The organism is Egibacteraceae bacterium (genome assembly GCA_035540635.1).
Taxonomy (GTDB): domain Bacteria; phylum Actinomycetota; class Nitriliruptoria; order Euzebyales; family Egibacteraceae; genus DATLGH01.
The window spans coordinates 69842-89681 of record DATLGH010000003.1 but is presented as its reverse complement, the minus strand read 5'-3'; the positions used below and the strand labels follow the sequence as shown (position 1 = coordinate 89681).

Genomic DNA, 19840 nt, shown 5'->3' with positions numbered 1-19840 from the left:
TTGCTCCGGCCCGGAGGATTTGCCAGAGTGACCCTCGCGGCCGACGCCCGTCTGCGTGGCCGCGATCGACATGCGGAGGGCGCGGGGTTGGCGGTCGAGGTGGACGTCGCGGTCGTGGGCGGCGGGCCCGCGGGGGCTGCCGCGAGCTACTACCTCGCGCGGCAAGGGCGATCGGTGCTCGTCGTCGAGCAGAAGGCCTTCCCCCGCGACAAGGCCTGCGGCGACGGCCTCACCCCACGCGCCGTGCGGATGCTCGTCGACATGGGACTCGGCGACCGCTTCGGCGACTGGCGGCGCGTGCAGGGAGTCCGGGTGCGCGCGGCAGCCACGACGAGGACCGCACGCATGCCCCCCACGCGACAGTGGTGCGACTTCGGGCTCGTCGTTCCCCGACGGGTGCTCGACGCGACCGTGCTCGACAACGCCGCGGCTGCGGGGGCGACGGTCCGCTACAACACGCGAGCCCTGCGGCCCGTCGTCGAGCGCGGCCGGGTCCGGGGCCTCGTCATCCGTGCGGGCGCGCGTGAGGAGACGGTCAGCGCCGCCTGGGTCGTGTGCGCCGAAGGCTCGACGGGCAGGGTGCTGCGCGCCCTCGGTCGCACGCACGACCTCCACTATCCCGTGGGGCTCGCACTGCGGCAGTACAGCCCGGCGGGCTCCTTACAGCTCGACTGGTTCGACGTCTACGTCGATCTTCGAAAGAACGGCGCGTTGCTGCCCGGGTACGGATGGGCGTTCCCCGGGGTCGGGGGTGCGGTCAACGTCGGCGTCGGGCTGTTGAACACCGCGCACGGGTGGAACCGCGTCAGCCTGCACGGCCACCTCGACCGGTTCGTCGCGCGGCTCGAACGCGACGGGGTCCTCGCTCCCGGCGCGCCGGTCGGCCGGCGCGGGGGCCGGTTGTTCATGGGCGGCAGCGTATGGCCCCCTCACGGCCCGGGTTACGTGCTCGTCGGCGACGCGGCCGGGATGATCAACCCCGCGACCGGCGAGGGCATCGCCTACGCCTACGAGACGGGTCGCACCGCTGCCCGGCACGTGCATGCGGCCATGGACTGCGGCGCGCAGTCCGTGCCGGAGTACACGCGCGAGGTCGAGCGGCACTACGGCGACTACCACCGGCTTGGCCGGGGCCTGGTGACCATGATCGCCGACCCCGAGCGCATGGAACGCCTCGTGACCAGGGCGATGGTCAGCGACCGGCGGCTGCGCTTCGCGCTCGGCCTGCTGTTCAACCTCCACGACGCGTCGCTGCGCCCGCTCGACCAGTACGGGGCGCGGGGCCTCGTGTGGCTGGCGCGCGCCACGGGCTGGGACCCGCGCCCTCCGAACGCAGCGGTCATCTCTCACCCGGCGCTCCACCGCCGATGACCCCCGGCTCGAGGCGCGCATGGCGGCGAGACCGCAGCCCTCACGCCCCCTGGGCGTCCAGAGGGCGACGTCTGGCAGCCCGGCGGGTCTCCCGTAGTGCGACGCCCCCGATGGCAAGCATGTCGACGAGGTACAGGACGTACAGCCAGGACCGCAGCCGTCGCCAGTCGAGCATGTCGGCGTAGCGCAGCAGCGCGACGAGCTGCAGCGCGACGAGGAGCATGAAGCTCACCGCGACGGGCCGCAGCCGCGTCCAGTCGTCCTCCCACAGGGCGAGGACGCCGGCAAACCCCATGCCGACGAGCCACGCCGCCACCGCCCGTCCGGTCAGCGGCGTGAGCTCCCACGGCCAGACCGCGGCGCCCGTCGCGACGGGCGCGACCAACATCGGGATCCCCACGACGACCATCACGAGCGCGTGGAAGCCGAACAATGCCTTGAACCAGGCCGGCAGTCGGGCGACCCGCGGCGGGTCCTCGCCCGGCATCCGCCGCTGCACGACGAGGCAGACCGCCATGAGCGGCGGCACGGCACCGTAGATGACCATCCACGTCCACGTGACCGCCACCGTTCCCGCGGTCGGGCCGGTGAAGTGGAAGCGGTCGAGATGCGCGAGCGTGACGCCCATCGTGAGCGACGCGAAGAAGAAGATCGTCACGGCGACGAGTCGGGCGCTAACCCATGTGCGCTGCCGCACGGCCACCCACTCCATCGCCATCGCCGCGAAGTAGCCCGCACCGAGGAACGCCGCGCTCACCGGCGGCACGACGGTCCAGGCGAAGTACTCGTCGGTGCGCTCGGTGAACACGAACAGCTGGACACCCGCGAGCAGAACGAGCACCCCCGACACGAGCAGCAGCCACCGCAGTCCCGCGGACTGCAGCCGCACCTGCGTGCGCGCCCCCTCCTCCGAGGGCTGCCCGCGCTTCGCCGCCGGGCGCACGGTTCCCTCCCGCGCTGACACGGGCTTCATTCTCCCGTGCCTCCGAGTCTTACGATGCGCGTGCGGGGGTGTCAAGGAGGTCGGGGGGCTTGGTCCGTTGACGACGCGGGCCGGTGGGGAGATGATCCGGCGTGCGAGCGGATGCGGGATGATGCGGGAGGGCGGAGCATGGCCACGCGGGTGCGCCGGCAGTCCTTCAGCGTGCTCACGCTCGACGGCTGGCTACCGGCCGCGCCGGCGGCCGTGTGGCCGTTCGTCAGCCAGCCGCAGCGCCTGAACCGCTGGTCGAGCGCACCGGTGCGGGGGCTCGAGGAAGGCGACAGCGGAGGCTTCGGCAGCGTCGGGGCGCTCCGGCAGGTCGTCCTGCCCCGCCCCCTGGCGCCCGTGACCGAGGCCGTCCAGTACGCCGACGCGCCGTTCCGGTTCGTCTACCGCGCGGTCGGATCGCGGTCCGTGCGCTACCACCGCGGCGAGATCCGCCTCCTTCCCGAGGGGGCCGGCACACGCCTGTGCTGGGAGCTCGGTATGGCCCTGGTCGCCCCGGGTGCCACGGCTTTCGTGCGCCGCACCCTCGCCCCCCAGCTCGAAGAGAGCATTCGCCGGCTGGCCTCGGTGGTCGGTGACGCCTCGCAGGACGCCGAGGCGGCGGGCGCGCACTCCACGCTCGCCTTCCGCGACGACGACGACCCCGCCGCGGCCGACGCCGCGCAGGCCACGGCGGGACGCCTACGCGCGCTCGCCGACGCGATGGAGGCCGGCGGTGACGCCCGGCACTGGTTCAGCCGCGTCTACCAGTACGTGACGGAGGCCATGATCGAGGCGTGCGCGCGCGGCGACGTCGCGCACCCCACGTGGACGCTCCGCCTCATTCCCCGCTTCCACGACCTCTACGTGCGCAGCGTGGATGGGTCGGCCGAGCCCCACTGGCAGGAGGCGTTCGAGGCCATCGACGCGGCCGGCAGCGCGACGGCGTCGGGGGCGCTGCCGTTCTGGCGCGCGCTCGTGGCGGGCGCGCGAGCCCATATCGAAGGGGACCTCCCCCGCGTCCTGGCCGCCACCTACGCCGACCACTACCGGCACCGTTGCGACTACGCCCGCTTCCGGGCCGACTTCCTCCTGCTCGCGACACCACTCCAGGCGGCCTGGCACCGCCTCGCGGGAGAGGTTCCGCCGCGCTGGTTCCCCGCTCACCTGCGCATGCTGGACCGCGTGCTGCCCGCGGAGGCGACCGAGCACCTCACCGCCAAACGCTTCTTCGACCCCCTCATCGCTCGTCGGACGGCGTTCGAGAACGGCCGGGCGATCGCCACGGCCGGACCTCCGCCAGGCAGGCCTGCGGGGCACGACCGTGGTGGCGACGGGCCATGACGAACATCGCGTGGAAGAACCTCGGGCATCAGCGCGCCCGCTTCCTGCTGTCGACGGGCGGCGTGGCCTTCGCGGTGCTCCTCATCCTCATCGTCCGGGGCCTCTACGACGGCATCCTGACGCAGGCCACCGACTACGCCCGCAACGTCGACGCGGACCTGTGGGTGAGCCAGGCGGCCACCCCCGACCGGCTCATCCAGTCCACCTCGACGCTGTCCGCCGACCTTCGCGACGAGCTCGCCGGCGTGGCGGGCGTGGCCGGCGTCTACCCGCTGCTGACCCGCGCCGTTACCTTCCCCCTCGACGGCCGCGACGTCGACCTCTTCCTCGTCGGTGTCGACGGCGCCCGCGCGGCGGGCTGGCCGAGGGGGCTCGGCGACGCCGCACCGAGACCGCGCCCCGGTGAGCTCGTCATCGACCGGGTGTTCGCGAAGATCCACGGCCTGGCGCCCGGCGACGTGCTCGACATCGGGGGTACCCGCATGCGCGTCGCCGCGGTGGTGCGCGGCGGCAACGCCCTCGTCTACCAGTACGCCTGGCTGCAGCGGCGAGACGTCGCCCGCCTTTTCGATGCGCAGGGCCTGGCGAGCCACTTCCTCGTGCGCACCGAGGGCGCGTCGACCGCGCGGGTCGCCCGCGACCTCGAACGGGAGGTCGCCGGCGTGCGCGCGCGGACGAGCCAGGCTCTGGCCGACGCCGAAGCGGGGACCCTCGGCGACGGCTTCCGGCCGATGCTGTTCGTCCTCGTGCTCATCGCCATGGCGGTGGGGGCGGCGACGATCGGGCTCATCATCTACACCGCAACGATCGAGCGGGCGCGGGAGTACGGGGTGCTGAAGGCGATCGGCTTCTCCAACCGCAGGCTGTACACGATCGTGTTCCAGCAGTCCATGATCTCCGCCGCGGCGGGCTTCGTCGCGGGCTGCGCGCTCGCCTTCGGGGTGGCGGCGCTCGCCGAGGTCCTCCAACCGGTCTTCGTCGCCTCGATCAGCCCCTCCGACGTCGGCTTCGCCGGTGCCGCGACCGCCGGCATGGCGCTCGTGGCCTCATTCGTCCCCGCCCGGCCTATCGCCCGCCTGCACCCGGCAGAGGTGTTCCGCGCGTGAGCGAGCCGGCTGACGCAGCGGCCGAACCGGTCCTGCGGGTCGAGGGCCTGGCGAAGACGTACGCGACGACGGCCGAGGAGGTGAGCGCGACGGTCGACGCGTCGTTCACGGTCGGCCGGGGCGAACTCGTCCTCGTCATGGGACCGTCCGGGTCGGGGAAGACGACGCTGCTGCTCATGTGCGGGGGGCTGCTGCGGCCGTCGTCCGGTCGTGTGTGGCTCGGCGGCGACGAGATCAGCGGCCTGGGCGAGCGGCACCTGCCGGAGCTGCGCTTGCGCCGCGTCGGCTTCGTCTTCCAGGCGGCCAATCTCCTCGCCAACCTCACTGCGGTCGAAAACGTACGGATCGTCCTCGAGGCGGCGGGTCGGCGGCGTGCGCCGGCCGAGGAGCGCGCGCGCGAGCTGCTCGCCAGGATGGAGCTCGAGCGCCGCTTCGACCACCTGCCCGCTCAGCTGTCCGGAGGCGAGCGCCAGCGCGTGGCCATCGCCCGCGCGCTGGCCAACGACCCGCCGCTCGTGCTCGCCGACGAGCCGACCGGTGCGCTCGACTCGCGCACCGGCGCGGGCGTCATGGGGATCCTGCGCGGACTCGTCGACGAGGGGAGCACGAGTGTCGTGTGCGTCACCCACGATCCCCGCATCGTCGGCCTCGCCGACCGTGTGCTGTGGCTCGAGGACGGCCGCCTGTCGGAGGGCGCGCAACCCGAGCCGCCGGCGCCGGTGGCGATCTAGTCCCTCATCGCGCGAGAAAATGATCCGGCCGGGCCATGGCCCGGGTTCACTTGCATCCGTATGGTCGGGCGCGACCCGGGCCGGATCTTCCCCCCCGCACGGCAAGCGGCGGCCGCTACAGCGAGGCTGCGGGCGACCGCGCGGTCTCGACGGGCCGCGCGTCGAGGCGCCACTCGGGGAAGCCGTCCTCGAGCTGGCGTGCGGTGCGCCCGTGGCGCCGCAGGACGCTCACCGCCTGCGGCGCGTAGACGCAGAACGGCCCCCGGCAGTACGCGACGATCTCGGTATCCTCGGGAAGCTCGGCGAGGCGGGCCTCCAGCTCGTCGACGGGAACGGACACCGCGCCCGGGATGTGCCCGGCGGCGTACTCCTCGGCGGGGCGGACGTCGACGACGACGGTGCCCCCGCGTTGGATGCGCTCCCACAGCTCCTCCCGCGAGACGGGCCCCTGCTCGTCATCGGGCGTGTCGAGGTACGCCCGGGCCGCGCGGTCGACATCCCCCAGGCGGGACCGTGCGAGGTCGCGCAACGCGATGACGAACCGCGCGACGTCGTCACCGGCGAGGCGGTAGTACACCCGGGTGCCATCCTTGCGCGCGGCGACGAGACCGCCCTGGCGCAGCACCTGGAGATGCGCGGACGTGTTCGTCACGCTCATGGCGGTCGCCCGAGCGATCGCCTCCACACGGCGTTCGCCCTGGGCGAGCAGCTCGAGCACCTCGAGGCGCTTGCCGTTCGCCAGGGCCTTGGCCGCCCTCGCGAGCTGGCCGTACAGCGCGTCCTTCAGCTGGCGGTTGCTCATGAGTCTGTCCACGGTCGGGCTCACCGGCCGAGCCCATGATAGCGAATTCTAGAGATCTATGGAATAATGGATGGCGTGCCGGTGGGTGGGGAGGGTGCGGCCATGGAGATCGTGGCGGTCGTCGACGAGGGCCTGGGCAACAGCTCGTACGTCGTCGGGCTCGGCGACGGGGGTGCGATGGTCGTCGATCCCTTCCGCGACCCGTCCCCCTACCTCCGCATCGCCGAGGAGCGCGGCTGGCGGATCCGCTTCGCCGCGGAGACCCACCTGCACGCCGACTTCGTCTCCGGCAGCGGTGAGCTGGCCGCCGGGGGCGCGGTGGTGCTCGCTTCGGGCGGCGCCCCGGTGGACTTCGACGCGCGGCTGCTCGACGACGGTGACGAGGTCGACGTCGGCGGTCTTACCCTGCGGGCCCTGGCGACGCCCGGGCACACACCCGAGCACCTCGCCTACCTCATCGAGGAGGACGGCCGATCGCTCGCCGTGTTCACCGGCGGGACGCTCATCGTCGGGGGCGTCGCCCGCCCCGACCTGTTGGGCGCCGCGCACACCGACCGCCTCGCCCGGGCCGCGTACCGGTCCGTGCGCGACCGCCTGCTGTCCCTGCCCGACGCGCTGACCGTCTACCCGACGCACGGTGCGGGGTCCTTCTGCTCCACGGGCGCCGGCGACGATCGCGTCACCACCATCGGCGCGGAGCGGGCGGCCAACCCGCTGCTGCAGGCCGCCGACGAGGACGACTTCGTCGCCCGTCTGCTCGGCGGCCTCGGCAGCTACCCGCCGTACTTTCTCGAGCTGCGGAACGTGAACCGGGCGGGCCCGCGGCTGTATGGGCCGAAGCCACCGGCCCTCGAGCCGCGTTCCGTCGAGGACCTCGACCGGCTGGTCGGCGCCGGTGCGGAGGTCGTCGACGTGCGCGGCGTCGCCGCGTTCGCCGCCGGCCACATCCCCGGCTCCCTGTCCATCCCCCTGCGTCCCCAGTTCGCCCCGTGGCTCGGCTGGCTCGTTGACCGAGGCCGTCCCCTCGTGTTCGTGGCCGACGCCGACACCGACCGCAGGCAGCTCGTCCGGGCGGCGCTGTCCATCGGCTTCGAGCGGCTCGCAGGGGAGCTCGCCGGGGGAGTGGACGCCTGGGCCGCCGCGGGCAGGAACCTCGCGCGCATCCCCCTGGTCGATGCCGCGCACGCCGAACAGCACCGGCGGGTTGTGGACGTCCGCCAGCACGGGGAGTGGGCGGCGGGCCACCTGCCCGGCGCCCGCCACGTCGAGCTCGGCGCGCTGACCGCTGCCGGCGACGACCTCGGCGGGGGGCCGCTGCTGACCCACTGCGCGCACGGCGAGCGCGCGATGACCGCGGCGAGCCTGCTCGCCCGTGCCGGGCACCGCGACGTCGCGGCACTAGCGGGCGGCCCCGAGGAGCTCGCCGCCGCGAGGGGCACCCAACTGCGGACGGCGCCGTGACCCCCCCGGCACCGGCCGGGGCGGGCCCGTGTCCCGTCCGGCTGGGACTGCGGGACAACCTCGGCCAGTTCGCCCTGCTCGTCGGCGTGAACGCCCTCGTCGGCGGGATGGTCGGTCAGGAGCGCACTGTCCTGCCGCTGCTCGCCGAGGACGCTTTCGGGCTCGGCTCGTTCACCGCGATGCTCACGTTCATCGCCGCGTTCGGGGTGACGAAGGCGTGCACGAACCTCTTCGCCGGGGCGCTGGCCGACCGCTACGGGCGCAAGCCCGTCCTGCTCGCCGGATGGGTCGTCGGGGCGCCCGTGCCGTTCCTGCTGATGTGGGCGCCCGCGTGGGAGTGGGTCGTGCTCGCCAACGTCCTGCTCGGCGTCAACCAGGGACTGGCCTGGTCGGTGACGGTCATCATGAAGATAGACCTCGTGGGGCCCGCCCGGCGTGGTCTCGCCATGGGGTTCAACGAGGCGGCGGGCTACGGCGCGGTCGCGGCGGCCGCCTGGGCGACCGGGGCGATCGCCGCCGCCTGGGGCCTGCGCCCCGCCCCGTTCTTCCTCGGCGTGGCGTTCGTGGGTCTGGGCTTCGGTCTGTCCGCCCTCTTCGTGCGTGAGACCGCAGGCCACGTCGCCCAGGAGGTCGCCGAGCAGGCGACGGGCCGCGGCGCGGGTGCCGCCACCCGAGGGACGCTCGCCGGCGCGGGCACGACGACCCGTGAGGTCGTCGCCCTCGCGACCTGGCGCCAACCCTCCCTGTCCGCCGCGAGCCAGGCGGGCCTGGTGAACAACCTCAACGAGGGCATGGCGTGGGGGCTTTTCCCCCTCTACTTCGCCGCGGGAGGCCTCGGCGTCGCGAGGGTCGGGCTGCTCACCGCAGTCGCTCCTGCGGTTTGGGGCGTCGGCCAGCTGCTCACCGGCGGGCTGAGCGACCGCATCGGGCGCAAGTGGCTCATCGCCGGCGGACAGTGGACCGAGGCCGCCGGCCTGCTCGTGATCGCCTCGGGCGACACCGCAACGGTCTGGGCGGCCGGCAGTGCCCTGTTCGGCGCGGGAACGGCGATGGCCTACCCCACCCTGCTCGCCGCCGTGGGAGATGTCGCTCATCCCTCCTGGCGCGGCGCGGCCATCGGGGTCTACCGGTTCTGGCGCGACATCGGCTTCGCCGTCGGCGCGGTCCTCGCCGGCGTCCTCGCGGACGCGTACTCCACGACGACCGCGATCGTCGTCGTCGCCGCCATCACCGCAGCGAGCGGTGCCGACGTCGCCGCGCGCATGCGCGAGACGCTCGTGGCTGCACCGTTGGCGCCGTCAGCGGGTCAGCGCCGCTGACCGCCGAGGTTTCGCCAGGAACCCCCTTAGACGCAGAGGTCCCCCGACACGCCGCGCCGGCAGTGGAAGCGCTCCTCGGCAGAGTCGACGTACCAGCCCGTGTCGTTGCGGGCGAGGTACAACCGGAGGTCGCTGCCGGCCACCGCGTCGTCCGCGAGGCCCCAGACGAGCACGGCGGCTGTCGCCTCCGCGCCCTCGGACGCGAGGACCCGTGCCGTCACCTCCCAGACGTCCGAGCCGAGCTGCGGGCCGGCCACCTCGGCCGCCAGCGCAGTCGCGAGCTCACCGGGCGTGCCGAAAGCCGGGTCGTCGGCCTGGCCGTAACCGACAGGGACGTCGGCGGGCACCCAGCTGGTCGTGCCGGGCTGCCACCCCTCGGGCAGGTCGGCGGCGGGGAAGTACGTGCGGAGCTGCTCGACGAGTCCTTCCGGCGTGTGAGGGGTCGCCGGCTCGCCGCGGTCACCCGGCGGGGTCGGCTCAGTGTCGTCGTCGTGGGCCGCTTCTTGGGCCGCTTCGAGCTCGCCTTCGAGCTCGGCGATGCGCTCCTGCGCCTGTTCGAGCTGCGCCCGCACGTCCGCCGCCTCGTCGTCCGTGCCGGACTCGCCGCCCGGACCGCAGGCGGCGAGCAGGAGGACGAGCGCGCAGCAGACGGTGGCGAGCTGGCGGTAGGCGGAAGGGTGGCGCATGCAGGCAACGTAGCAGCCGCCACGTGCGCCAGATGCATGCAGGTCACGCAGCGCGGGTAGGCGATCGGTGATGGTTGACCGACCTGCCGCCGTCCACCTCACCGCAACCGACGCCGTCACGGTCCTGCGTCTGCTCGAAGGCCTCGGCCGGCTGCTGCGGGCCGAGGCCTTCGACGACGCGCACCGGAGCACGCTCGTGGACGGGGCGGTGTTCCACGAGGAGTGGCAGGCGAAGCTGGCCGAGCAGGTCGCTGCGGCCACGGGCCTGATCAGACAGCAGCTCGACGGGTACGACGTGGACGCCGTGATGGCGGGCGCCACCAGGGGAGACGAGCGCGACCACTGACGCGCCGGCTGCGTTGGGCGAGGTCGGCTGATCCGGAGGTGCGACGTGATCGAGACGGTGAACCCCGCCACGGGCGAGGTGCTCCGCCGTTACGAGCGCCACGACGACGCCGCCGTGGGGGAGCGGCTGGCGCGGGCGTGGTCGCGGTGGCAGGACGACTGGGGGCACCGCCCGCTCGACGAGCGCCTGGGCGTGCTCGCAAAGGCCGCCGAGGTGCTCGAGGCGCGTCGCGACGACCTCGCCGGCCTCGTCACCGCGGAGATGGGCAAGCCGATCACCGCCGCGCGCGCGGAGGTGGACAAGTGCGTGTGGCTGTGCCGGCACTACGCCGAGCACAGCCCCGGGTACCTGGCGCCGGAGCAGCACGACACCGAGGCCGTCCGCAGCTACGTCCGCTTCGACCCACTCGGGCCCGTGTTCGCGATCATGCCGTGGAACTTCCCGTTGTGGCAGGTGCTGCGGTTCGCGGTGCCGGCGCTTGCGGCGGGCAACGTCGGGTTGCTGAAGCACGCCGCCGCAACCACGGGGTGCGCCCTCGCGCTCGAGGAAGCGTTCCTCTCCGCTGGCCTGCCCGAAGGTGGCTTCACGGCGCTGGTGATCAGCCACGAGCAAGCGGACCGGATCATCGCCGACCGACGGGTGCGTGGCGTGACGCTGACCGGCAGCGACGGGGCCGGACGGGCCGTCGGCGGCGCCGCGGGGCGGCACCTGAAGAAGACCGTGCTCGAACTCGGGGGATCCGACCCTTGCACCGTCCTCGACGACGCGGACCTCGCCATGGCGGCGAAGACGGCGGTGGCGAGTCGCTTTCTCAACTCCGGGCAGAGCTGCATCAACGCGAAGCGGATCATCGTCGCCCGGCAGGTCTACGAGGAGTTCGTCGAACGCTTCTGCGAGGAGGTCGCACAGCTCGTCGTCGGCGACCCGACCGACGAGGAGACCGACGTCGGGCCACTCGCCCGCGCCGACCTGCGCGACACCGTCCACGATCAGGTGCGCCGCACGCTCGACCACCAGGACGGCGGCACCCTTCTCACGGGTGGTCAGCCCGTCGAGGGTCCCGGGTTCTACTACCCCCCGACCGTGCTGCGCGACGTGAATGCGCAGGCCCCCGCGGCGGCCGAGGAGGTGTTCGGGCCCGTCGCCGTGCTCATGGACGCCGAGCACGACGAGGCGGCCCTGGCGTTGGCGAACAGCTCACGGTTCGGGCTCGGCGCGGCGGTGTGGACCGGCGACCTCGAGCGGGGTGAGCGGTTCGCGGCCCGCATCGAGTCGGGCATGGTCTTCGTCAACGAGCTCGTGAAGTCCGACCCCCGGCTGCCCTTCGGGGGCGTGAAAGACTCCGGCTACGGGCGGGAGCTGGCGGCCCCCGGCATCCGCGAGTTCACGAACGCGAAGACCGTGTGGGTCAACGCACCGTCCACGCCAGGCGGGAGGCGGGCGCAGTGAGCCGGCCTCCTTCGAGAGCCCTCAGCGGACGGTGACGGCGACGCGCTGCACGGCGTTCACCGCGTAGCCCCCGAGGTTCCACGACGGCGTATCCGGCTGGGCGTTGCCGGACGTGTCCCGCGCCCGGCAGCAGACCTCCGTCTCGCCAGGGGCGTCGGCGTGCCAGACGGCGCGCCAGGCGGTCCACGCCGCGGGGTCGGAGGGCGTGTGCAGGTCCGCGCCCTGCCAGGTGCGGCCACCGTCCGTGCTGACCTCCACCGCGGCGATCGGCGCCCGTCCCGCCCACGCCCGGCCGCGCAGCTCGTGCGTGCCGCGGTCGACGATGCGCCGGCGGGTGAGGAAGTCGGGGATGCCCGGCGGGATCATGAGCGAGCGGACCGCGAGCCTCGTAACCGGATCACCGACCTCGTCGGGGGTCTGGCGGAACCGGTACGAACCTGCCTGCTGATAGCCGTCGAACGGCGTGGTCGTGAGGTCGATCGACGTCAGCCACTTCACACTCGTCATCCCGTACCAGCCGGGTACGACGAGGCGGACCGGCGCCCCGTGCTGGGGTGGCAGGGCGACGCCGTTCAGCCCCCACGCCAGCAGCGCCCCCGTGGCCCGCAGCTCGTCGAGGGTGATGCTCCGGGCGTACGCGTGCTCGACGCCCCCCTGCACGCCGCGGTCGGCACCGGTGAACACGACCTCGATCGCGTCGGGGGTGACGCCGGCCTCGTCAATGACATCGGCGGCGGGCGTGCCCGTCCACTCGCCGGTGCCGACCGCTTCGAGGAGCCATGGTTGGCTGACGGGGCGGGGTGACAGCCGCGCCCTGCCGTTGCCCGCGCACTCCATGGTCACGCGCCGGGTGACCGTAGGCCGGGCGCGCAGCTCGTCGAGGGTGAGCGTCAACGGGCGTGCGACCCACCCGCCGATCCGCAGCCGCCAGGTGGCGGGGTCGAGTGCGGGGATGTCGAAGTGCGTGAGCAGGTAGTGCAGCCCGAGCGGGGTCACGTCGTAGCGCAGCGCCTCGAGCGGCATGCCGTGGTTGCGGGTGGCGAGCTGCAGCTCCTCGATGCTGATCCCGGGCTGCTCGGCCGAGTCGAGCGTCACGTACTCCTGGGACGTCACGGTTTCCTCCTCGCCTTCGCGGGGGCGCCGCCACGGACCCGCGCGGACGTCCCCCTGTGACGACCACCTAACCGCATGCCGCCGGCGCTGTCGAGCCCGAGCCACGGACCTTCCCGACGCTGGCGCCTGGCCCGGGCGTGGGCCGCGCCTCGGACGAACCCGTCGAGGAGCTGTTGACGCCATGTCGCGTGGGTGTCGGCATTGACCGCGGCGTACCTCAGTCCCGTACCGCGGGCCGCAGCGGCGTCGGCTGCGTGTCCGGAAGGCGACGTGCCGTCCCCGGGGTTCGTCGATGTCGAGGGCAACGTCCACGGGGAAGCGATCGCGTGTGTGGTCTGGTACGGCATCGCCCGCGGGGTGAGCTCGAGCGAGTATGCGCCTTCCCGGGGGCGCGGCGCGACCAGATGGCGACCTTCGTCGTGCGCGCCGCCGAGCTCGTCCGCCAGCGACCGCTGGTCTCCGCGGGCGAGGAGAACCTGCCCGACGATCCCTACCTTGGGGAGGGTGTGGGAAGACCGGCAGGTCGGGTCGTGGCGCTCCAGCTCGTGGACGGAGGCCGACAGCTTCTCGTAGGCCTGCCGGAGCGCCTCCCCCGCCCGCTTGCGCTCCGTCACGCCGCGGATGGCTTGCCGACACCACCCTGCCGTGCTCGGTCTCCAGAGGCCTCAGGCTGATGTCGACGGGGAACTCGGTGCCGTCCCGGAGTCCGTGCGTCTGGTGAGGCTGGGGACGTCTCGCCCGCGAACTTCTACACTTTCGCGCTCCGCGACGGCATCGACGCCCGCGATCGGGAGAAGGTCGGCGATCTCCGCGGGACGCATCGGGTGGCCGAGCAGGAAGCCCTGAGCCATGTGAAAGCGGAGGTTGCGGACAGCGATGAGCTGCTCAGGGGTCTCCACGCCTTCTGCCACCACCTGCACGCCGAGGTCCTCGGTCAAGCCGGCGAGCGCGGTGACGATCGCCTGCTCGTTGCCGCCTTTGCCGAGCCCGGCCACGAAGGAGCTGTCGACCTTGAGAATGTCGAGCGGAAGCGTGCGCAGATGGGTCAGGCTGGAGTAGCCGGTTCCGAAGTCGTCGAGGGCCACGCGCATGCCGAACGCCCGCAGCTCGCGAAGCGTCGCGGCCAACGGCGCCGACTCCTGGTCGCCGTCGGTTATCGCCGTCTCGGTCAGCTCCACGACGATGTCCGCGGGTCGGGCCCCGGCTGCGAGGACCGCGGCGCGGACCTTGCTCGCGAAATCGGGTTCCGCGAGCTGGCGTGCGGAGAGGTTGATCGCCATGAGCAGCTCTTCGTCCTCGGGCATCTGTGCGCGCCAGCGGGCCGCCTGCGCGCATGCCTGGGCGATGACCCACTCGCCGATGGGGGTTATCAGGCCCCGGGCCTCCGCCACCGGGATGAACTCGGCCGGGGGGACCGGCCCGTCGACGCCGTGGTGCCAGCGCAGGAGTGCCTCCGCGCCGATCACCTGCTCGGGGCGTCCTCGGACGGGCAGGCCGACGATCGGCTGGTAGACCAGGGAGAACTCACCGCGGATAAGGGCCCCCCGCAGGTTGCGGTCGATCTGCTCCTTGCGAACGATCCGAGCCCGCAGCGCCTCCCCATACGTCTCGACGCCGCCGGGGCCACGCTGCTTCGCGTAGTACATCGCGGTGTCGGCGCGGCGCAGCAGCTCCTCGGCGGCGCAGGCGCGATCGCTGGTCGCGATGCCGATACTGGTGGTGACGTGCACGCCGCCGTCGACGAGCGGGTAGGGCCTGCTGACGCTCTCGGCGATGCGCCGGGCGATGTCCAGCGCAGTGGTGGCGTCGGTCCGCTCGCACACGAGGATGAACTCGTCGCCTGACTGCCGCGCGACCGTGTCCTCGCTCCTGGCGACGGCGCGCAGGCGGGCAGCGACCTCCCCGAGGAGCTGGTCGCCGGCCTCGTGCCCCAGCGCGTCGTTCACGCGCTTGAACCCGTCGAGATCGATGAAGAGCACCGACACCGGCAGGTTCGAGCGCATCGTCCTGTTGAGCGCCTGCTCGAGGCGGTCCATCAACAGGACGCGGTTGGGCAGGCCCGTCAACGGGTCGTGCAACGAGCGGAAGCGCAGCTTCTCCTCGAGGTGCAGACGCCGTACGGCGCTGGTGATCACGTTGTTCGCGGAAGCGATGAACTCCATGTCCCCGTCGTCGCAGTCGTCGGTGCACTCCACCATGAGGAGGCGGTCAGCGGTGGGGGACACCGGCGCGAGCGCGTGCTCGGCGATGCTGACGGAGCAACGGTGCGGGAGCGCCTCGCGTACGACCGTCGCCGCGTGACGGGCGAAGTCGGCGGGGTCGCGCTGCGTCAGTGCCTGCTCGCTCATGCGGGCGAGGGCCGAGGCCCTCGCGGCACGCCGCTCGAAGGCCGCGGTGATGACCTGCTGCGCGGCCAGCTTCGCTCTGGCGACGTCGCGCTGCCGGGCGGTCCGGTCGGAGGCGACGACGTGCAGCTCGAGCTTGAGGGCGGCGCCCACGATGAACAGCCAGGCGCCGACCGCTTGCATGACGTGGATGGCGAGGTCATGCGCTTCGACCGGCCGGACCCTGCCGCCGACGCCGTGGGTGTGCACGAGGATGTGCAGGTGCGTCAGACCACATCCGAGGAAGAACATGATCGCCGCACCGCGGACGAGCAGTACCACCCTCGGTGACGCGCTCGGCATGCGGATCCTGGGCGCCACCACGAGCGCGATGACGAAGTAGCCGAGCGCGACGCTGCCCGACAATGCCAGCATCGCCGGTGTCGACGTGTCGATGCCTCCCCCCGTCCTCGGTCCTTCCCGGCCTCCTCCATAGTCGGGTGCATGCACGCAGGACTCCATGATCCGATCGGATCATCTTTGGTGCGCGGTGTGACTACCACCCGCCCGCGGGAGGCGTGGTTCCGGCTACCACTCCCGCTCGATCTGCCGGAGGAAGGCCTCCGTCTGCGCTTCCGCCCGCCTGCGCTCGATGTCGGCATCCGCCTCCGGGATGCCGACCGCCTGGCCGAGCGCACGGGCGGCGAGCACCTCGCGCGCCTCGTCGGCGTCTCGGGCCCACAGGTCCCATTCGAACCCGCGCGGGACGGCCAGCTCGGCAGCGACGGCCCCGGCGAGCACCGATTCCTCCTCGACGAGGAGGACGCCGACGGCCTCCATGGCGTCTTGTAGCGCCGCCCGCACCGGTTCGGCGACGGCGGGCACCTCGCCGCGCATGAGCACGGCGCCGTCGACGTGCACTGCGACGAGGTGGTCGTGGGCCATGAGCACCGGCCACTCGATGTGCGCCTCCGGCGCGCAACCCGTGCGCGCGCCGGCGAGGTAGGCGGCGATGAGCTGCGGTGTGGACAGCGACGGCCCCGCAGGCACACCGAGCGGTGAGGGAAATGCACGCTCGTCGCTCATGACGATCCTCCTTGGGCCTGCCCGGCCAGGCGGGCCTCCCGGGAAACAGCGCGGCCCGCCACGTCCATCGGCAGGCACCTCGTCACCACCGTGCATCCATGAAAGCGGCTTGTCCGTCGTCGCGAAAGGCCCGAGCTCACCGGCCGCCGTGCACGGCCGCCTGCCAGCTCCCTGCGATCGACTTCGCGCCGAGCTGGCCGCGCGACCCGCCGAACCCGGCACAGGCCGTGCGCGCTCGAGCCGCCGCAGCGTCATGGTCGGCCGACGGTGACCTCAGCCAGGCCATGTCGATCCTTCGCTCTGGCGCAACGCGCAGGTTGACGCGTGCTACCAGCCGTAGCCGATCCCGCGGGCGAGGAAGCTCGCCATCTGTCCCCGGGTGACCGGGTCGCGGGGGCAGAAGCGGGTCGGCGCGCAACCCGCGGTGATGCCCGCATCGGCCACCGCGTTGATCGCCTGGCGGTGCGCCGAGCCGGCGCCGTCGGCGAAGCGGTCCTCATTGTGGAGGGCCAGTGCGAACCCACGAGCGAGGAAGGTGGCCATCTGCTCGCGGGTCACCGCGGTGGCCGGTCCGAAGCGCCCATCGCCGAGGCCTGCCGCGACGCCTGCTGCGGCGAGCGCGTTGATCGCTCGGCGGTGCACCGAGTCCGCAGGCACGTCGCCGAAGTGGTCCTCCTCCACGGGCGGCAGGTTCAGGGCGCGGGCCAGGAAGGTGGCCATCTGGTCGCGGCGGACGGGGTCGTCGGGGCCGAAGAGACCGTCGGGGCGACCGGCGGCGACGCCCCGCTCGGCGATCGCCGCGACGTTGTAGGCGTGGGGGGAGAGCCCCGGCACGTCGGGGAAGGCGACGAAGCCGAACTCGGCGATCTGCTGGGAAGGTGGGTGGGCGTTGCGGGCGCGCAGCGCGAGGAACAGATCGGCTGCGGCCACGCCGATGCCCTGCCCGCGGAACGGCACGTCCTCGACCCGTGCGCCGTTCCAATCCCAGCCGGACACGGCCAGCTCCTCGGGGCTGCCGCCGACGGTTCGCTGCGCCACCTCGACGCGGGCGACGGTGGCCAGGCCGACGAGGTCGGCGAGCACGGCGTGGTCGACACCATGCGCCCAGGCAGCCCGGCGGTACTCCCCGACGACGAGCGGGTCGTGGACCCACGGGTCCGCGACGCTGCGCAGGTAGGGGAAAGTCCTGCCGTCGAAGGCCCACGACTGCTCGACGTGCTCGCTCGTGCCGGCGTGCGCGGCGGAGTAGACAGCCTCGACGAGGGCACCGTCGTAGATCAGCACCTTGCCGCCCGTGCCGGTCACCGCGCCCCGCCACCCGTTCGTCCCGGCGGCGCCCTCGTGGCCGTAGCCGACGTAGACCTGGTCGGCCACGGTGGCGGTCACGTGACAGGCGCACTCGGGACGCAGTCCCGCCGCCACACGGCCGGCGGCGAACGTGCGGGCGGTCACCGCCTGAGCCTTCAGAGCCTCCAGTGGCCAGTTGCCGGGCATCTCGTCGACCCCGAGCAGGTAGTCGTCCATGGGCAGCGTCACCACGGGGCGCAGCACACCACCTCCGGCGCTGACCTCGAGATGGCCGCGGTTCAGGCCGCCCTCGTGGTTGGCACCCGACCGCGCGACCTGCGGCAGGCGCAGCGCCGCCGGCCCCCCGGTGGGGTAGGTCACGGCCACGGGCCCCGGACCTCGCTCGATCTCGGCGCCGTTGCCGTCGAGCAGCACGAACGCGCCGTCGTGCGCCAGGGTCCACTGCGTGCCGGGGGGCATGAGGTGCCCGGGGGCTCCGGGTGCGAGCGCCACGGCGACGCCGCCGCCCGGCGACTGCAGGAGGACCCGCCCGGGGTCGGCGACGGCGGGGTTGCCGTGGAAGAGGGCGACGCGGATCTCGTTGGCGGTCGCCGGGTGCGAGCCGACCCGCACGCCGGTGTAGTAGTGGTGCAGCATCGTCTCGTGGTCGGCGCCCTCGCGGGCCATGCTGTAGGCGCCCCACTGGCTCAGGCCCACGCCGTGGCCCTCTCCCCTCCCGGAGATCCGGAACGCCGGCGCCGGGCGGGCCGCGCGCATCGGCTGGTCGGTCGGCGCGCGTGCGGGTGGCCGGGGCTTGAACGCCGCGATCGACGTCGCGGGCTCGGACTCGGCCTCGGGCGCTGACACCTGCGCCGCATGGTGAGCCATGCCGAATGTCATGGCAGCGGACAGCACACCGAGGATGGCGATGCCGATGCCGGCATGCAGGGTCGAAGCCACGGTTCACCTTCCGCGGCGGGATGAGGTTGACGCCCGCCACGACTTCCGAAGGGTAGTGGCGCCCCGGGCGTTCGCACCAGTCGCCCACGGTGGGAGGGGGATGGCGCGCGGGGTCTCGGATCCGTCCCGGCCTCCCGGCGGATCGGCTGAGCGCTCGGCAAGACGCAGGCGGCCAGCCGACCTACCGGCTCAGTCGGCGCAGCGTTCGGCGCGTTGCGCCCCGGTGCGCGACGCCTTCGGCGAGACCGGGGTCAGGCAGCGTCGCACGGCGATGCCGTGGAAGTCGCTCGCGCGCTGGCCGGGGGACGGGACGACCGTGGCCAGGATCTTGCCGGTGGCCGTGTCGAGCACGGAGAAGCCGGGCGTCTCACCCTGGATGGCGTGGGGTCCGCTGCGCGGTTCCGGCCCGCGAAGGCTCACGTACACGCGCGTGCCGTCCGGCGAGAAGTCGAGGATGTCGGGGGAGCGGCCGACGAACGGGATGGTGCGGAGCACCTCGTCGGTGGCGGTGTCGACCACGATGGCGTTGCTCGACGCGCGGTTGACCATCCACAGCTCCCCGCCCGAGGGGCTGACCCGCACGCCGTGTGCGTCGACGCCTCCGCTGCCGGCCGTTCGCAGGAGCGTGTGGTCGCGCGTGTCGAACACGTACCACTCCCCGGCAGGCGGGTCGACCAGGCCGTGGTTGGCGTACATCTTCGTGCCGTCGGCGGAGCGGGCGAGGCCGCAGTTCGCCTTGACCACGTCGGGGTCGAAGACCCGCACGAGCCGGCCCTCGTGGAGGTCGACGACGACCAGCCCCCCCGCCGCGGGGCCGAGCGTGACGTAGGCGTAGCGGCTGTCGGCGGTGTACTCATGGCAGACCGGGCGGGCGCTCGGGAACCCCTCCCACTGCCGGAACAGCGGGTCGTCGGCGATCCTGATCGTCCGTCCGAGCGTGAAACGCTCCGCGTCGAGGTCGAGCAGGATCTCGGTCAGCGTGCCGGCGCCGATGTTCGCCACCCACACCGCGGAGTCGTCGGGGGTCACCGCCGCCATGTGCGCCGTCGCCCCGGTCGGGATCACCGCGACGACCTGGCGGTCTACCGCACGGATCACCACGACGTTGCCCGAGCGGGTGTTCGCCACGAAGGCGTACCGCTGGCGCGAGTCGAAGTCGATCATGTGCGGCGTGTCGACGATCCCGTCGAGCTCGATGCGGGCGAGCTCGCGCAGGGCCGGGCTGTACACGTGGATGCGGTTCATCCCCGCCCCCTGGTCGAGGGCCCAGATCTCGTAGCGCTGCGGTCCGGTCGGCCGTGCGGGCGCGCCGTCGGCCGCCGGCAACGCGACGAGGCTGGCCGCCGTGGCGAGCAGCACCGCAAGGGCGACGGTGAGAGCGCGCCTGCGGGGCGGCCGAGCAGTCGTTGCTTGCCCCGCCGCAATCTCGTGCACCTGGCTCCACATGGTGATCTCCCCCCGGCCGGTTGACCCTCTCCGCCGGCGGGA

Annotated in this window: 17 protein-coding genes; 8 read left to right on the top strand and 9 right to left on the bottom strand. The window is 73.1% G+C overall.

What is annotated here, in order from left to right:
• The first annotated feature begins 27 nt into the window (after positions 1-27).
• Positions 28-1371 (top strand): geranylgeranyl reductase family protein, encoded by a 1344-nt coding sequence (locus VM324_00715; protein HVL97800.1) that lies wholly within the window; start codon positions 28-30, stop codon positions 1369-1371.
• Between the two features lie 40 nt (positions 1372-1411).
• Here the strand turns inward: VM324_00715 and VM324_00710 are convergent, their stop codons facing one another.
• Positions 1412-2344, bottom strand: coding sequence for a hypothetical protein (locus tag VM324_00710; protein HVL97799.1), 933 nt, complete (start codon positions 2342-2344; stop codon positions 1412-1414).
• Positions 2345-2482: 138 nt separating this feature from the next.
• Between VM324_00710 and VM324_00705 the strand changes: the two genes are divergently transcribed.
• Genes VM324_00705 through VM324_00695 form a run of 3 tightly spaced genes read left to right on the top strand, consistent with a single transcriptional unit; the run spans position 2483 to position 5519 of the window.
• The gene (locus tag VM324_00705) at positions 2483-3682 is read left to right on the top strand and encodes a DUF5995 family protein (protein ID HVL97798.1); all 1200 of its coding nucleotides are present in this window, start codon (positions 2483-2485) and stop codon (positions 3680-3682) included.
• Positions 3679-4788, top strand: coding sequence for an ABC transporter permease (locus VM324_00700; GenBank protein HVL97797.1), 1110 nt, complete (start codon positions 3679-3681; stop codon positions 4786-4788). Before VM324_00705 ends, VM324_00700 begins: the two co-directional genes overlap by 4 nt.
• Positions 4785-5519 (top strand): ABC transporter ATP-binding protein, encoded by a 735-nt coding sequence (locus VM324_00695; GenBank protein ID HVL97796.1) that lies wholly within the window; start codon positions 4785-4787, stop codon positions 5517-5519. The genes VM324_00700 and VM324_00695 overlap by 4 nt, the downstream gene beginning before the upstream one ends.
• 115 nt (positions 5520-5634) lie before the next feature.
• On the opposite strand, the gene VM324_00690 is transcribed toward VM324_00695, so the two are convergent.
• Positions 5635-6321: a metalloregulator ArsR/SmtB family transcription factor gene (locus VM324_00690; protein HVL97795.1), complete on the bottom strand. Its 687-nt coding sequence runs from the start codon at positions 6319-6321 to the stop codon at positions 5635-5637.
• A gap of 102 nt (positions 6322-6423) precedes the next feature.
• On the opposite strand from VM324_00690, the gene VM324_00685 reads away from it, so the two are divergent.
• Positions 6424-7782, top strand: coding sequence for an MBL fold metallo-hydrolase (locus tag VM324_00685; GenBank protein ID HVL97794.1), 1359 nt, complete (start codon positions 6424-6426; stop codon positions 7780-7782).
• Positions 7779-9101: an MFS transporter gene (locus VM324_00680; GenBank protein HVL97793.1), complete on the top strand. Its 1323-nt coding sequence runs from the start codon at positions 7779-7781 to the stop codon at positions 9099-9101. Before VM324_00685 ends, VM324_00680 begins: the two co-directional genes overlap by 4 nt.
• A 26-nt stretch (positions 9102-9127) precedes the next feature.
• Here the strand turns inward: VM324_00680 and VM324_00675 are convergent, their stop codons facing one another.
• Positions 9128-9787, bottom strand: a complete 660-nt coding sequence (locus VM324_00675; GenBank protein HVL97792.1) for a hypothetical protein — start codon at positions 9785-9787, stop codon at positions 9128-9130.
• Positions 9788-9857: 70 nt separating this feature from the next.
• Here VM324_00675 and VM324_00670 point away from each other — a divergent pair, with 70 nt between their 5' ends.
• Both VM324_00670 and VM324_00665 read left to right on the top strand, forming a co-directional pair.
• Positions 9858-10133 carry a hypothetical protein gene (locus tag VM324_00670; GenBank protein ID HVL97791.1) on the top strand — a complete coding sequence of 92 codons (276 nt, stop codon included), beginning with the start codon at positions 9858-9860 and terminating at the stop codon, positions 10131-10133.
• A 45-nt stretch (positions 10134-10178) separates the two neighbouring features.
• A complete protein-coding gene (locus tag VM324_00665; protein ID HVL97790.1) occupies positions 10179-11582 on the top strand; it encodes an NAD-dependent succinate-semialdehyde dehydrogenase in 1404 nt (467 codons plus the stop codon).
• A gap of 21 nt (positions 11583-11603) precedes the next feature.
• On the opposite strand, the gene VM324_00660 is transcribed toward VM324_00665, so the two are convergent.
• The 6 genes from VM324_00660 to VM324_00635 all read right to left on the bottom strand — a co-directional run bounded on the left by VM324_00660 (position 11604) and on the right by VM324_00635 (position 19798).
• Positions 11604-12695: a sulfite oxidase gene (locus VM324_00660; protein HVL97789.1), complete on the bottom strand. Its 1092-nt coding sequence runs from the start codon at positions 12693-12695 to the stop codon at positions 11604-11606.
• On the bottom strand, positions 12692-13309 hold the full coding sequence (locus VM324_00655) for a hypothetical protein (protein HVL97788.1): 618 nt from the start codon (positions 13307-13309) through the stop codon (positions 12692-12694). The genes VM324_00660 and VM324_00655 overlap by 4 nt, the downstream gene beginning before the upstream one ends.
• 51 nt (positions 13310-13360) lie before the next feature.
• A complete protein-coding gene (locus VM324_00650; GenBank protein HVL97787.1) occupies positions 13361-15541 on the bottom strand; it encodes an EAL domain-containing protein in 2181 nt (726 codons plus the stop codon).
• 66 nt (positions 15542-15607) lie between these two features.
• Complete coding sequence (locus tag VM324_00645) at positions 15608-16105, bottom strand: hypothetical protein (protein ID HVL97786.1); 498 nt, start codon at positions 16103-16105, stop codon at positions 15608-15610.
• A gap of 327 nt (positions 16106-16432) precedes the next feature.
• Entirely contained in the window at positions 16433-18352 is a 1920-nt protein-coding gene (locus tag VM324_00640; protein HVL97785.1) for a SpoIID/LytB domain-containing protein, read from the bottom strand.
• Between the two features lie 189 nt (positions 18353-18541).
• Positions 18542-19798 (bottom strand): YncE family protein, encoded by a 1257-nt coding sequence (locus VM324_00635; protein HVL97784.1) that lies wholly within the window; start codon positions 19796-19798, stop codon positions 18542-18544.
• Positions 19799-19840 lie beyond the last annotated feature (42 nt).